12 protein-coding genes are annotated in these 12,784 nt (G+C 67.2%); 11 read left to right on the plus strand and 1 reads right to left on the minus strand.

Annotated elements, in window-relative coordinates:
* The first annotated feature begins 107 nt into the window (after nt 1-107).
* The 6 genes from V2S85_RS20215 (at nt 108) to V2S85_RS20240 (ending at nt 5,149) form a co-directional block, all read left to right on the plus strand.
* Nucleotides 108-911 (plus strand): GntR family transcriptional regulator, encoded by an 804-nt coding sequence (locus V2S85_RS20215; RefSeq protein ID WP_330704620.1) that lies wholly within the window; start codon nt 108-110, stop codon nt 909-911.
* Nucleotides 912-1,208: 297 nt separating this feature from the next.
* Nucleotides 1,209-2,162 carry a hydroxymethylglutaryl-CoA lyase gene (locus V2S85_RS20220; protein ID WP_330704621.1) on the plus strand — a complete coding sequence of 318 codons (954 nt, stop codon included), beginning with the start codon at nt 1,209-1,211 and terminating at the stop codon, nt 2,160-2,162.
* Nucleotides 2,159-2,842 carry an isochorismatase family protein gene (locus V2S85_RS20225; RefSeq protein ID WP_330704622.1) on the plus strand — a complete coding sequence of 228 codons (684 nt, stop codon included), beginning with the start codon at nt 2,159-2,161 and terminating at the stop codon, nt 2,840-2,842. Before V2S85_RS20220 ends, V2S85_RS20225 begins: the two co-directional genes overlap by 4 nt.
* Nucleotides 2,842-3,765: a polysaccharide deacetylase family protein gene (locus V2S85_RS20230; RefSeq protein ID WP_330704623.1), complete on the plus strand. Its 924-nt coding sequence runs from the start codon at nt 2,842-2,844 to the stop codon at nt 3,763-3,765. The genes V2S85_RS20225 and V2S85_RS20230 overlap by 1 nt, the downstream gene beginning before the upstream one ends.
* Nucleotides 3,762-4,679, plus strand: coding sequence for a polysaccharide deacetylase family protein (locus tag V2S85_RS20235; protein WP_330704624.1), 918 nt, complete (start codon nt 3,762-3,764; stop codon nt 4,677-4,679). The genes V2S85_RS20230 and V2S85_RS20235 overlap by 4 nt, the downstream gene beginning before the upstream one ends.
* A 14-nt stretch (nt 4,680-4,693) precedes the next feature.
* A complete protein-coding gene (locus V2S85_RS20240; protein ID WP_330704625.1) occupies nt 4,694-5,149 on the plus strand; it encodes a nuclear transport factor 2 family protein in 456 nt (151 codons plus the stop codon).
* Between the two features lie 91 nt (nt 5,150-5,240).
* Here the strand turns inward: V2S85_RS20240 and V2S85_RS20245 are convergent, their stop codons facing one another.
* A complete protein-coding gene (locus tag V2S85_RS20245) occupies nt 5,241-6,371 on the minus strand; it encodes an MFS transporter (protein WP_330704626.1) in 1,131 nt (376 codons plus the stop codon).
* A 216-nt stretch (nt 6,372-6,587) separates the two neighbouring features.
* On the opposite strand from V2S85_RS20245, the gene V2S85_RS20250 reads away from it, so the two are divergent.
* From V2S85_RS20250 to V2S85_RS20270, 5 genes are all read left to right on the plus strand, one after another.
* The gene (locus V2S85_RS20250) at nt 6,588-7,355 is read left to right on the plus strand and encodes a glucose 1-dehydrogenase (RefSeq protein ID WP_330704627.1); all 768 of its coding nucleotides are present in this window, start codon (nt 6,588-6,590) and stop codon (nt 7,353-7,355) included.
* Between the two features lie 84 nt (nt 7,356-7,439).
* Entirely contained in the window at nt 7,440-8,804 is a 1,365-nt protein-coding gene (locus V2S85_RS20255) for a RidA family protein (protein WP_330704628.1), read from the plus strand.
* Between the two features lie 136 nt (nt 8,805-8,940).
* On the plus strand, nt 8,941-11,244 hold the full coding sequence (locus V2S85_RS20260) for a TonB-dependent receptor (protein WP_330704629.1): 2,304 nt from the start codon (nt 8,941-8,943) through the stop codon (nt 11,242-11,244).
* A 22-nt stretch (nt 11,245-11,266) separates the two neighbouring features.
* Entirely contained in the window at nt 11,267-12,439 is a 1,173-nt protein-coding gene (locus tag V2S85_RS20265) for a class I SAM-dependent methyltransferase (protein WP_330704630.1), read from the plus strand.
* The gene (locus V2S85_RS20270; protein ID WP_330704631.1) at nt 12,440-12,772 is read left to right on the plus strand and encodes a hypothetical protein; all 333 of its coding nucleotides are present in this window, start codon (nt 12,440-12,442) and stop codon (nt 12,770-12,772) included.
* The last annotated feature ends 12 nt before the right edge of the window (nt 12,773-12,784 follow it).

Consider the following 12,784-nt stretch of genomic DNA (forward strand, 5'->3'; position numbering starts at 1 on the left):
GTCGCCTGCCTATTGCGCGTCTGTTCGCACGGCGGACACACGCCGGGGGCCGATGGCCAAGCGGGCGCGAGCGCGCTAGGAAGGGAAACGAATTGAGGGAACTTGGGATGACAGCAGTAAAACGGGTGCCCTCCATCGCGCGGTCAGGCGGGTTGGGGCAGCTTGCCCGCGATGCGGCGATCCCGCTTTACCATCAGATCTACCTGACCCTGCGCGACGAGATCACCCGCGGCGACCGGCCTTTCGGCTCGCCGGTGCCGACCGAGATGGAACTGGCCGACAACTACGACGTCTCGCGCATCACCGCGCGGCGGGCGCTGGACGAACTGGCGACCGGCGGCTTCGTGGAGCGGCGGCGGCGGCTGGGCACGCATGTGATCTTCCGCGCGGCCAGCAAGCCGATCGAGGCCAACATCGACCAGGCGGTCGAATCGCTGATCGCCTTCGGCCAGAACACGGCGGTGAAAGTTCTGGAAGTGGTCACCGAACCCGCCTCCGAGGCGACCGCGCAGAAGCTCGGCCTGGTCGAAGGGGAGCCGGCCATCCGCGCGGTTCGCCTGCGCTCGACCAGCAACGGCCCGCTCGGCCTGATCGTCAGCCACATGCGCGCGGGCCTTGGCGTCTCGGTCACGCCCGAGCGACTGACCGAGCGCCCGATCCTCTCGCTGCTGCGCGATGCCGGGGTGAAGATCGGCGGCGCGGTGCAGACGATCGAGGCGATGGTCGCCGACCCCGAAATGGCCGAGCGCCTGCAGTGCGAGCCGCGCGCGGCCGTGCTCCACGTCGAGCGGATGGTGGAGGACGCGGCCGGCGTGACGGTTCTGGTCACCAACGCCTACTACCGCGCGGACCGTTACCGCATCACCCTGGACATGCACGAACAGGGGCAGTTCTCACCGAAGTTCGGCTGAGAGGCTGGGGTACGATGCGATCCGAATGACCCACCCTTCGTCATTGCGAGCGAAGCGAAGCAATCCAGGGCAACACTAAACTGCCCTGGGTTGCTTCGCTTCGCTCGCAATGACGATGTGGGGTAACGTCATCGTAGGATAGAGCTGCCGACGACCGGTGATGCCGCTGACGGGCGTTCCCGTCCGCACTATCCGACAGGCGAACAGTCCCCGCCGCCACTCCCTTGCACCCCGGAATAATTGCTATACGCATAGGACAAATATTCCACTGAAAGCAGGGCAAGGGTCACGGGTCCGATGGACATTCTGGTCAGCGAAGTGGGGCCGCGCGACGGGCTCCAGAACGTCAAGCGGGTCATGCCGACCGAGGCCAAGAAGGTCTGGATCGACGAACTGGTCGCCGCCGGGGTGAAGGAGATCGAGGTCGGCTCGTTCGTGCCCGCCAAGCTGATCCCGCAACTCGCCGACACCGCAGAGATCGTCGCGCATACGCGCCGCCACGAAGGGGTGACGGTGGCGGTGCTGGTGCCCAACCGGCGCGGCGCCGCCGATGCGATCGCGGCCGGCGCGCACAAGCTGACGCTGCCGCTCTCCGTCTCCGAGACGCACAGCCTCGCCAATCTGCGCAAGACGCATGAGCAGGTGCTGGAGGAAGTGCGCGCGATCACCGCGATGCTCGCCGAACTGCCCGAAGATCGCCGACCGCATTTCGAGGGCAGCCTGTCCACCGTGTTCGGCTGCACGCTCGAAGGATCGATCCCCGACGCCACGGTGCTGCGCTGCGCCGCCGCGCTGATGGAGGCGGGCTGCGACGAAGTCGGCCTGTCGGACACCACCGGCTATGCGACGCCGGGCGAAGTCACGCGGCTGGTGAAGCTGGTGCGCGGCGAAGTGGGCGACCATGCGGTCACCGGCCTGCACCTGCACAACACGCGCGGCCTGGGCCTTGCCAACGTGCTGGCCGGGCTGGAGGCGGGGATCACCACCTTCGACGCCTCGATCGGCGGCCTTGGCGGCTGTCCCTTCGCGCCGGGCGCGAGCGGCAACATCGTCACCGAAGACCTCGTTTTCATGCTGGAGGCGATGGGCTGCCGCACCGGCATCGACATCGAGCGGCTTCAGGAATCGCGCCGCGTCGTCGCCGCCGCGCTGCCGGGCGAACCGCTCTACGGCTTCATTCCCGACGCGGGCCTGCCGAAAGGCTGGTCGCCTGCTTCCACTTCATCCGAAAACGTGAGGACGTTCGCATGACGATTATCGGCACCCGCATGGTGCGCGAGGACAAGACCGCGCGCCAGCTCTTCGAGGACGTGATGGCGAACCCCGCCCGCGCCAAGTTCGGCTTCGGCGAGAAGGTGGCGATCGTCAACATCGACTTCCAGAACGCCTATACCCGCATCGACCGCTACAAGACCGCGTACGAGACCGACCCGCGCCAGATCGAGCATACCAACACGATCTCGAAGCTGGCGCGCGAGGCAGGCATGCCGGTGATCTGGACGCATGTGGCCTACATGGACAGCGCCGCCGACGCGGGCGTCTGGGGCACGCGCACGGATACGCCCGACTCGCTCCAGAACATCAAGTATGACAGCGACCGCCACGCCTTCGACGAACGCTGCGCAATCGACGAGAGCGTGGACGCGATCTACACCAAGCGCATGCCCAGCGCGTTCTTCGAAACGCCGCTGCAGAGCCTGCTGGTGTGGCACAAGGTCGATACCGTGGTGCTCACCGGCGGTTCCACCTCGGGCTGCATCCGCGCCACGGCGGTCGAGAGCCTGAGCCGCGGCTATCGCACCATCGTTCCGATCGAGACCTGCGCGGACAAGCACGAGAGCTACCACTTCGCCAACCTCACCGACCTGCAACTGAAGTACGCCGATGTCGTGCCGGTGCAGGACGTGGTCGACTGGTTCGGAGCCCGGTAATGCGCGAAGGCGAACGCGACCCCGGCCTCTACGGCTTCCGCCCCTGGCGCCACCGTCCGGCGATCGAATGGCCGGACGGTAAGAAAGTGGCCGTCTGGGTCTCCCCGAACCTCGAATTCTACGAGATCGACCCGCCGAAGAACCCGCACCGCTCCTCGTGGCCGCGCGTCCATCCCGATGTCGTCGGCTATGGCCACCGCGACTACGGCAACCGCGTCGCCCACTGGCGCATGGCCGAGGTGATGAGCAAACACGGCTTCCCCGGCTCGGTCAGCCTTTCGGTGTCGATGTGCCAGCACATGCCCGAGATCGTGGCGGATGCGAACGCGCGCGGCTGGGAATTCTTCAGCCACGGCATCTACAACACCCGCTATTCCTACGGCATGGACGAGGCGCAGGAGCGCGCGATCATCGAGGATTCGCTTCGCACGGTGCGCGATGCCACCGGGCAGACGATCAAGGGCTGGCTCGCCCCGGCACTGACGCATACGCCGCGCACGCTCGACCTGATCGCCGAATATGGCCTGAGCTATACCTGCGACCTGTATCATGACGATCGCCCGAACCCGGTGAACGTGAAGAGCGGCAAGCTGATATCGATGCCCTACAGCCTCGAGGTCAACGACCACTACGGCTTCTTCGTCTACAACATGAGCCCGCGTGAATACGCCGACACGCTGATCCGCCAGTACGAGCGGCTGGCGGAAGAGGGCGGCACGGTGATGTGTATTCCGCTGCACGCCTACCTGATCGGCCAGCCACACCGCATCGGTCCCTTCGAGGAAGTGCTGCGCCACATCGCGGCGGACGGCCGCGCGTGGATCACCCGCAGCGGCGACATCGCCGACCACTTCCTGAGCGCCGGCGGCTACGAGGCGGCCGAGGCCGACTGCGCAAATTACGCAAAGGAGAGCGCGGCATGAGCCTCGATCCCGGCTATCTCGAATATCCGATGCGCCGTCAGGGCATGGATCACGATCTCTACCCCTGGTCGAACATCGCAGAGCGTCCGCCGCTGGCCTTGCCGGGCGGAGCGACGATGGCGGTGGCGCCGCTGGTCAGCCTCGAATGGTTTCCCATCGTTCCCGGTGAGGCGCCGTTCAGGGCGCCCGGTCACATGCAGACGGCCTACCCGGATTTCCGCCACTACACCGCGCGCGAATACGGCACGCGGGTGGGCTTCTATCGCCTGCTCGATGCCTTCGCGAAAGTGGGTGCGAAGGCGACGATCGCGGTCAACGCGGTAATCGCCGAGCGCTATCCCTCGATCATCGCCGATATCCTTGCCGCCGGCCACGAGATCGTCGCTCACGCCACTGACATGGACGCGACGATCGACAGCACCGTGCCCGAGGACAAGGAGCGCGCGATGATCGTCGCCGCGCGCGATACCCTTGCCGCCGCGATCGGCGCCGCGCCGAAAGGCTGGATGTCGCTGGCGCGGCAGCAGAGCTGGAACACCCCGCGCCTGCTGGTCGAGGAAGGCTTCGATTACTGTCTCGACTGGGTCAACGACGATCTGCCTTATGTCCAGAGCACCAAGGCCGGGCCGCTGGTGGCGGTGCCCTACAACCACGAACTGTCCGACCGGCAGGTGATCGTGGTGCAGCAGCACTCCGCCGAAAGCTATGTCGAGCAGATGAAGGACGCCTTCAACTGGCTCGCGGGTGAGGGCGCGCCGCGCGTCCTGCCGCTGCACCTGACGCCTTACGTGATGGGCCTGCCGTTCCGCATGGGCGCGTTCGAGGGGCTGCTCGAATGGCTGTCCGCGCAGCCCGGCACCGTCTTCGCGACGGCGGGTGAACTCGCTGCCAGCCTGCCGGCAGAAGGCGCGTGAAGGCGCTCGCGATCATGATGGCCGCAGCTCTCGCCACCGCTTCGGCCGCCCATGCCGAGACGCACGACGCACGCTGGGAAGCCGCGAGGCAGGCGATCTGGACCAAGGAACTGGCGATCTACGCCGGACGCAGCCGGGGCGATCTGTCGATGTACCTCGCCAACACGGCGAGCGACTACAAGGCCTGGCCGCCGTTCAACGAAGTGCCCAAGGGCAATGACGGGCTCAAGGCCACCGGCGCGGCGATGCAGGGCAAGACGAAGGAGCATCTGGAGATGACCTTCCTCGACCTCGCGCTCAACGGCGATACGGCGGTGATCTACTACAAGACCCACCGCACCATGCTGGCCGACGGCACCCCCGCCGACGAGCACTTCGAGGTGACCCATACCTGGACCTTGCAGGACGGCACCTGGAAGGTGCTGGGCGGCATGGCCCGGGTGCGCCCCGACCGGCCGAACGCGCGCTGAAGAGTTTCGACGAGTACCTCACCAGGGAGGTTGGAACACCGCCCTGACGACCTCGAAAGCCGTCCGCGCCCAGACGCGGACGGCTTCTTTTTCATCCCCGGCGTTCGGCGGCGAAGGCGATCAGTGCGATCAGTGCCAGCGCGGTCCCGGCAGCGACACAGGCTGGCCAGCCGCCGCGCACGAACAGCAGCGGCGCCATGGCCGAGCCCACCGCGCCGCCGGAGAACATCAGCGACATGTAAAGCGCATTGATGCGTCCGCGCGCATGGGGGCGCAGGCCATAGACGACGTTCTGGCTCAGCACCTGATTGCCCTGCGTCCCGGCGTCCAGCCCGATCGCGAGGACGGCGATCGCCAGAACCGAGCCCAGCGCCAGGGCCGGGACGGTCAGCGCGAAGCTGATCCCCACCGCGCCCATCGCGATCACGGTGCCGCGCCCGATCAGCCCGCGATCCGCCATGCGCCCGGCGATCGGAGCGGCCAGCGCGCCGCCCGCTCCGGCCAGAGCGAACAGCGCGATTCCCTCGTGGCTGAGGCCGAAGCGGCGCTGCAGCAGCAGCGGCGCTGCGGTCCAGAACAGGTTGAAGGCGCAGAACAGGCAAGCCTGATAGAAGGCGCGGCGGCGCAGCAGCGGCTCGGCGCGAAACAGCTCCAGCATCGAGGCGAGGATGGCGCCGTAGCTGCCCGTCCCGGCGCCGCGATGGCGCGGCAGCAGGAGCCACAGCGCTACCGCCAGCACCGCCAGCAGTGCCGCCGGGATCAGGAAGGCCAGCCGCCAGTCGCCCAGCCCGGCCAGCGCGCTCGATGCCGGGCGAGCCAGCATGATGCCGGTCAGCAGGCCCGCCATGACGGTGCCGATCACGCGCCCCTGCCGTCCCTCGGGCGCGAGATGCGCTGCCATCGGCACGAGGATCTGCGCGCCGACCGAGGACAGTCCCGCTACTGTCACCGCCACGAAGAACGGCTCCACCTCCCGCGCCAGCCCGGCGCAGGCCATCGCCACTGCCGCCACGGCGACCATGCCGCAGACCAGCGCCCGGTTCTCCAGCCGGTCGGCGAGGGGCACGACGAACAGCAGCCCCAGGCAGTAGCCGATCTGCGTCACCGTCACGATCAGGCCCAGGGTGGCATCGGCGACCTTCAGGTCCGCGCCGATCGCCGCGATGAGGGGCTGCGCATAGTAGAGATTCGCCGCCAGCAGCCCGCAGGCGAGGGCGATCACGAAGGTGCGAAGTGCGCCGTTATTCGCTGTGCGGATAGTCGCACGATCGCCGGGAACATGTCTGAAATCGCTGTTTTCCAAGGTTTTTCCCTCAATTTTATGATGGCGGTGCGGCAGCGAAGGGGCCTGCGGGACCGTCAGGCGACACTTGCGATCTGGACGGTCCCGGATATGTATTATAGCTATATCAAAAGATCAAATGAGCGGGGAATTCGGATGACGTCTGAGACCTCAATTTCGGCCTCTTATTCTGCGACTTCTCGCGGTGCGGCGATCGTCACCGGTGGTTCCGGCGGCATCGGCAGCGCCATCGCCCGTTCGCTTGCGGCGGGGGGCCATGCCGTGGTCGTCCATGCCAACGGCAACCTTGCTGCGGCGCAGGCGCTGGCGGAGGAGATCGAGGCGGGCGGCGGACAGGCGCTGGCGCTGGCCGCCGACGTCACCGATCCGGCGGCGGTGGAGGCCATGGTGGCCGAGGCGACCGCACGCTTCGGCGGCGTGGCCGTGCTCGTCAACAACGCGGGCATCTGCACGTCGGCGCCGGTCGGCGGGATGGACGCGGGGATGATCGACCGCGAACTGGCGGTCAACGTCAAGTCGGTGGTGCTCGTCACGCAGGCCTGCCTGCCGCACATGGCGGCGGGCGCGGCGGTGGTGAACGTCAGCTCCAACATCGCTTTCTCGCCGCTGCCGGGGATGACGCTCTACTGCGCCGCCAAGGCCGCCGTCGCCAGCCTGACGCAAGGGTTCGCGAAGGAGCTGGGCGCACGCGGCATTCGCGTCAACGCCGTGGCGCCGGGCGCCACGCGCACCGCGATGACGGCGTGGATCGACGATGCGACGGAAGCCGCGATCGGCGGGCAGACCCCGCTGGGGCGCATCGGCGAACCGATGGATATCGCCGGGGCCGTGGCGTTTCTCGCCTCGCCGGAGGCCAGCTGGATCACCGGGCGCACGCTGGTGATCGATGGCGGCCTGACCTGAGCGGGCCGGCACCCAGCGGCACTCACCGGCACCTAGCGACACCAAGAGATACCTGAACCACACTTTCGAGGGGCACCCACCACCATGACCGATCCCAAGGCGCCGCAGGCGATCTGGCCCGATATTCCCCAGCCGCTGATGCCCTATTCCCCGGCGGTGAAGGCAGCGGACTGGATCTTCGTTTCCGGCCAGCTCGCCAGCGATTTCAAGACCGGCATCGCGCCCGAGGCGAAGCCGGTGAACCCCAACCTCGAATCCGACCAGGCGCTGCAGTCGCGCTTCGTGATGGAGACGCTCAAGCGCACGCTGGCCGCCGGCGGCGCCGACCTGTCGAAGGACGTCGCGCGCATCTGGCAGTGGCTGCCCTGGGAAACCCCGACGATGCCGGATTTCGCCAAGGGTGACTGCTATCCCGAGGGGCTGCGCATCACGCCGTACCTCGACGTGCGCAACGACTACATCTTCGAGCCGCGCCCGGCGTCCACCGCCGTCAGCATCCGCGCGCTGCCGGTGCGCGACGCGCGCATCGAGATCGACGTGATCGCCATCGTCGACGGCAGCGAGGCCAAGGGCTTCGCCGCGCCCGAGGGCGTGCCCGCGCCGCTGGCCGGTTACTCCCCGGCGCTGCGCAGGGGCGACTGGATCTTCCTGGCCGGCGAAGTGCCCACCGACTGGCAGGGCGACTACGGCGAGCACCGCAGCATGGGCGCCCCCGGCGCGCTGGCGCGCGAGGCCCGCACCAACCCGCACGTCTGGTACGGCTCCGACATCGAGGCGCAGACCGACTACACCCTCTCCAAGCTGGAGCGCATCGCCGAGGCGGCGGGCGGCTCGCTGAAGAACGTGGTCAAGGCCGACGTCTACATCGGCGACCCGTCCGACTATGCGGGCATGGACGCGGCGTGGAAGCGCTGGTTCAAGGACAATCCGCCCGCGCGCTGCGTCATACCCTACATGGGCCTTGGCACGCGCGGCAGCCGCATCGAGATCGCGCTGACGCTGCTGGCCGACGACGCCACGCTCAAGATCGAGCGCATCGAGACCTCCGACGCGCCCGAGCCGTGGAGCCACGAACCGCAGGCGGTCAAGGTCGGCAACTTCCTGTTCCTGTCGCAGCAGATGGCCTGCGATTCCCGGGGCGTGCTTGCCGCGGGCATGCTGCGGCATGAGAACTTCCCGTGGTACGGCCTGCCGGGCAAGAACCAGATGCGCTACATGCTGGGGAACGTCGCGGCCATCTGCGAGGCGGGCGGCACCAAGCTCGAGAACGTCGTGCGCCGGGCCTGCTTCCATGACGAGGGCAACCATTTCGCCGACTCGATCGAGGAATGGGCATCGCACTTCCCGGGTGTGAAGCCCGCATCGACGACCATGAAGATCGGCGGTCCGCTGGTGGTGCCGGGTGCCAACGCCCTGCTCGACCTGATCGCCTACGTGCCCGACGCCTGACCAAACGACGCCTGAAGACTACCGGCGGGGACTGCGGGCCCCGCCCCATGACAATAAAACGCGGGATCAACGAATCCCAGGGAGGTGTCCGTGGCTGCGGGCATCGTCTGACACACGACGAACGATGAGGGCTTGTATGACCAACGTGAATGCAATCCGTGCCGGCGCCTTGCGCACCGCTCTCCTGTGCGGCGCCGTCGCCATCGCGGCCAGCGCCGTCCCCGCCGCCGCGCAGGATACCGCGCCTTCCGCCGCCGCCGCCGAGGAGAACGTGATCCTGGTCACCACCCGCAAGCGCCAGGAGCGCCTGCAGGACGTACCGCTGGCGATCACCGCCTTCTCCTCGCAGGAACTGCAGGAAAAGAGCATCTCCTCGCTGAAGGATCTGGCGACCTCGACCGCCGGCCTCACCTTCCAGGACGTCAACGGCGCCTATGCCGCCCCGGTGCTGCGCGGCGTCGCGCAGATCGACCAGACCGGCGCGCAGGGCAATGTCGGCGTGTTCATCGACGGTGTCTACCTCAACAACCGCTCGGCGCTGGCGTTCGACCAGCTCGGCCTCGGCAGCATCGAGGTGGTCAAGGGCCCGCAGAGCGCGCTCTACGGCCGCAATACTTTCGCCGGCGCCATCAACTACGTGACCGAGCAGCCCGATCCGACGCGGTGGTCTGGCCATGCCACCGCCACCATCGGCAACTATGACCGCCACGAAGGCAAGGCCTCGATCAACATCCCGCTCGCCAAGGGCGTCGCGGTGCGCGTGTTCGGCGGCTGGTCGGAATTCGACGGTACCATCAAGAACGACACCAGCGGCAAGTACCTCGACGGCTGGGAGGACCGCTGGAGCGCCGGCGCGGCGCTGAAGGCCGAGATCACCGACAACCTGACGCTGGACCTGTTCGGCGTGCGCTCGCAGACCAAGAACGACCAGCCCGCGCTCTTCTCGGTGCCGACCAGCCAGAACAATTGCGGCGCGACCAATGCGGCGGGCACGCTCAACACCTATTACTGCGGCACCCTCAAGGTGCCCGGCACCTACACCCTCGACGACAAGACCGGCTACGGCCTCACCGGCCACAACGAGATCTACTACGGCAAGCTGTCCTACACCGGCGAAGTGATGGATGTGACCGCGCTGGTCAGCTACACCACCGCCCAGTACGGCCTGCTGGTCGACACCACCGGCAACCCCGACGCGATCAACCAGACGCTGTTCGGCACCCTGTCGCGCCAGCTGTTCACCAATGCCTCCACCGACAAGAGCACCGACTGGAACTACGACTTGCGCTTCTCCTCGAAGGAGGGCAGCCGCCTGTCGTGGATGGTCGGGCTGAACTACTACAGCTCGCTGGTGTCGGACGTGCTGACGCTGAGCTTCCAGACGCGCGGCGTCGAGCCGGGCACGACGACCCCGCCGGTCTATTCCAGCCGCGGCGGCGAGATGAAGACCAAGGGCCAGGCGATCTACGGCATGCTGGGCTATGAACTGAGCGACCAGTTCAACCTCCAGGCGGAAATGCGCTATACGATCGACGATCAGGACTTCGTCGGCAACGGCTCGGCCAACGGCGCCGCCGGCAACCAGACCTTCAAGTACCTGACCCCGCGCTTCTCGGCCAACTGGAAGCCCAACCGCGACCTGCTGATCTACGCCACCGCCGCGCGCGGCGTGAAGACCGGCGGGTTCAACTCCAACGGCGCCGGCACCGACTACTTCAGCTACGGCGCGGAGACCAACTGGACTTACGAGGCCGGCGTCAAGGCGACCATGCTGGGCGGCGCGCTGTCGGTCAGCGCCGACGCCTTCTACATCGACTGGCGCGACATGCAGGCGCAGGTGCAGCTCCCGTTCTCGACGCTGTCGCTGGTCGGCAACAACGGCGATGCGGACATCAAGGGCATCGAGGGCGCGATCGCCTGGAACCTCACGCCGAACATCCAGCTGACCGCCAACGGCGCGCTGCTCGATCCCAAGTACAAGGACAACGTCGTCGACGGCGAGGTCTCGTACATCTGCGGCGAGATCGTCGGCTCGACCGCGATCAACAGCACCTGCACTTCCTCGGTCGGCGGCAACCAGATCGCCCGCACTTCGGAGAAGCAGTTCGCGATCGGCGGTAGCTGGACCGTGCCCGACATCGTCGAGGGCCTCGACGGCTATGTCCGCGCCGACTGGAGCTGGCAGTCGGGCAAGTATTCGGATAGCCTCAACCTGCAGGATCAGGGCGCGATCTCGCTGGTCAACGCCCGCGCGGGCCTGAAGTTCGGCAACTATGAAGTCTCGGTCTGGGCCAAGAACCTGTTCCAGACCGAATATGTCGCACGCGCGACGGTGGTGGCCTCCACTGCGGACGGTGCGCCGACTTCGGGCGTAAGCTATACCCGCATCTACCCGGGCGAGCGTCGCACCATCGGCGTCGATCTCTCGGCCCGGTTCTGAGCGTCGCAAAGGAGCAAGTCCCATGACATTCCTCACCAACCTCGACGATACGACGCTGAAGGCGGGCACCGTGCCCACTTTCGCGCTGTCCCAGCGCGGGCGCGCGGGCATGCAGCTGCTCGGCGCGGTGCAGAAGTTCTCCTCGGGCGTGCTGCGCCCGATCGCGGCGGAGAACTTCGCCGCCGACAAGCGCGGCAAGGCGCTGTCGGCGGAGCATGAAGCGGCTACCCCGGGTGGGAGCGCGCGCGATCGCATCAAGGCCGCGCGCGCGGTGTGCGAAAGCGACAACGTCTACCGCCTCGAACGCTTCATCCAGCGCTGGGTGGCCGAGGAGAACTTCAATCGCGGCATCCCCGCGATCGAGGAGCGCCGCGCGAAGTTCGAGGCGTTCAACGCCGCGCAGGGCGAGACCGAGCTGATGGGCACGCTCGACCTCAGCAAGGAAGTCTCCGTCCCCAAGTACTACGACCGCGTCGAATGGCATCTGGAGCCGGGCGGCTGGGACGGCTACGACCTCTACGGCGCGCTGTTCGCCTATGGCGTGGGGCCTTACGTGTTCAGCCACGGCGGCTATGCGGCGGTCGGCGTGGGCGACGACATCACCCAGCAGCGGGCGAAGACCATCCGCCAGTTCCCCAAGGCCAGCTACGGCCGGATCTACGAGCCGGGCTGCGGCGGCGTCTCGACGCTGAAGGCGGTGAACTCGGTCTTCCCGGACGCCGAACTGCACGGTTCGGACTTGTCGCCGCTGCTGCTGAAGAACGGCCAGAAGATGGCCTCGCGCTTCGGCTTCCCGGTCCACCTCAAGCTGGCCGACGCCGCGCACGACACCGGCGAGGCCGACGAAAGCTTCGACGGCGTCATCACTTACGCGCTGCATCACGAACTGCCGCCCAAGGCCAACCGCGAGATGTTCCGCGAACTGTTCCGCATCATGAAGCCGGGCGCGGACATCGTCATCTCCGACCCGCCGCCGTTCCGCGCCGTCTCTATGTTCCATGCCGTCATCCTCGACTGGGACACCGATCACCGCGAGGAGCCGTTCTTCTCCGCCGTGCTGCACGACAGCCTCGATGCGATGCTGGAGGAAGCGGGCTTCGTGAACGTCGAATCCTACGCCATCGGGCAGGACCAGTATCCCTGGGTCACGCGCGCGATGAAGCCCGAAACCCTTAGCCCGGCGGAGGCCGCATAAATGGAACATACCGTTTCCGAGCCCACCGGCACCGACTACCTCGGCTCCGAAAGCGTCACCGACGTCGCGCGCATGCTGATGGCGCTGGCGTCCGAGGTGTGGATCATGCGCGATCGCCAGATCGTCACCGAATACCTTCTGGAAACCAAGGGCTCGGTCACGCGTGAGGATCTGGACGAGTTCGTCCCCTCGGGCGATCTCGCCGCGCAGATCACCGCCGAGCGCGAGCGGTTCGCCCGCCTCGTCGCGGGCGCACCGATCGCGGCAGTGCGCCGCTCGGTCCCGGAAATCCTCGATCGTGCCGGGCTCAAAGCGCCCGCGCCGACCAACTGAAACCTGCAGGAA

Origin of the sequence: Novosphingobium resinovorum, from assembly GCF_036352595.1 — a bacterium.
GTDB lineage: Bacteria > Pseudomonadota > Alphaproteobacteria > Sphingomonadales > Sphingomonadaceae > Novosphingobium > Novosphingobium resinovorum_B.

Excerpts from the sequence above, each read along its gene's own strand:
- V2S85_RS20260 (WP_330704629.1), top strand. The coding sequence starts at position 8,941 with ATGACCAACGTGAATGCAATCCGTGCCGGCGCCTTGCGCACCGCTCTC.
- V2S85_RS20230 (WP_330704623.1), top strand. The coding sequence starts at position 2,842 with ATGCGCGAAGGCGAACGCGACCCCGGCCTCTACGGCTTCCGCCCCTGG.
- V2S85_RS20250 (WP_330704627.1), top strand. The coding sequence starts at position 6,588 with ATGACGTCTGAGACCTCAATTTCGGCCTCTTATTCTGCGACTTCTCGC.
- V2S85_RS20225 (WP_330704622.1), top strand. The coding sequence starts at position 2,159 with ATGACGATTATCGGCACCCGCATGGTGCGCGAGGACAAGACCGCGCGC.
- V2S85_RS20270 (WP_330704631.1), top strand. The coding sequence starts at position 12,440 with ATGGAACATACCGTTTCCGAGCCCACCGGCACCGACTACCTCGGCTCC.
- V2S85_RS20265 (WP_330704630.1), top strand. The coding sequence starts at position 11,267 with ATGACATTCCTCACCAACCTCGACGATACGACGCTGAAGGCGGGCACC.
- V2S85_RS20215 (WP_330704620.1), top strand. The coding sequence starts at position 108 with ATGACAGCAGTAAAACGGGTGCCCTCCATCGCGCGGTCAGGCGGGTTG.
- V2S85_RS20235 (WP_330704624.1), top strand. The coding sequence starts at position 3,762 with ATGAGCCTCGATCCCGGCTATCTCGAATATCCGATGCGCCGTCAGGGC.
- V2S85_RS20220 (WP_330704621.1), top strand. The coding sequence starts at position 1,209 with ATGGACATTCTGGTCAGCGAAGTGGGGCCGCGCGACGGGCTCCAGAAC.
- V2S85_RS20255 (WP_330704628.1), top strand. The coding sequence starts at position 7,440 with ATGACCGATCCCAAGGCGCCGCAGGCGATCTGGCCCGATATTCCCCAG.
- V2S85_RS20240 (WP_330704625.1), top strand. The coding sequence starts at position 4,694 with ATGATGGCCGCAGCTCTCGCCACCGCTTCGGCCGCCCATGCCGAGACG.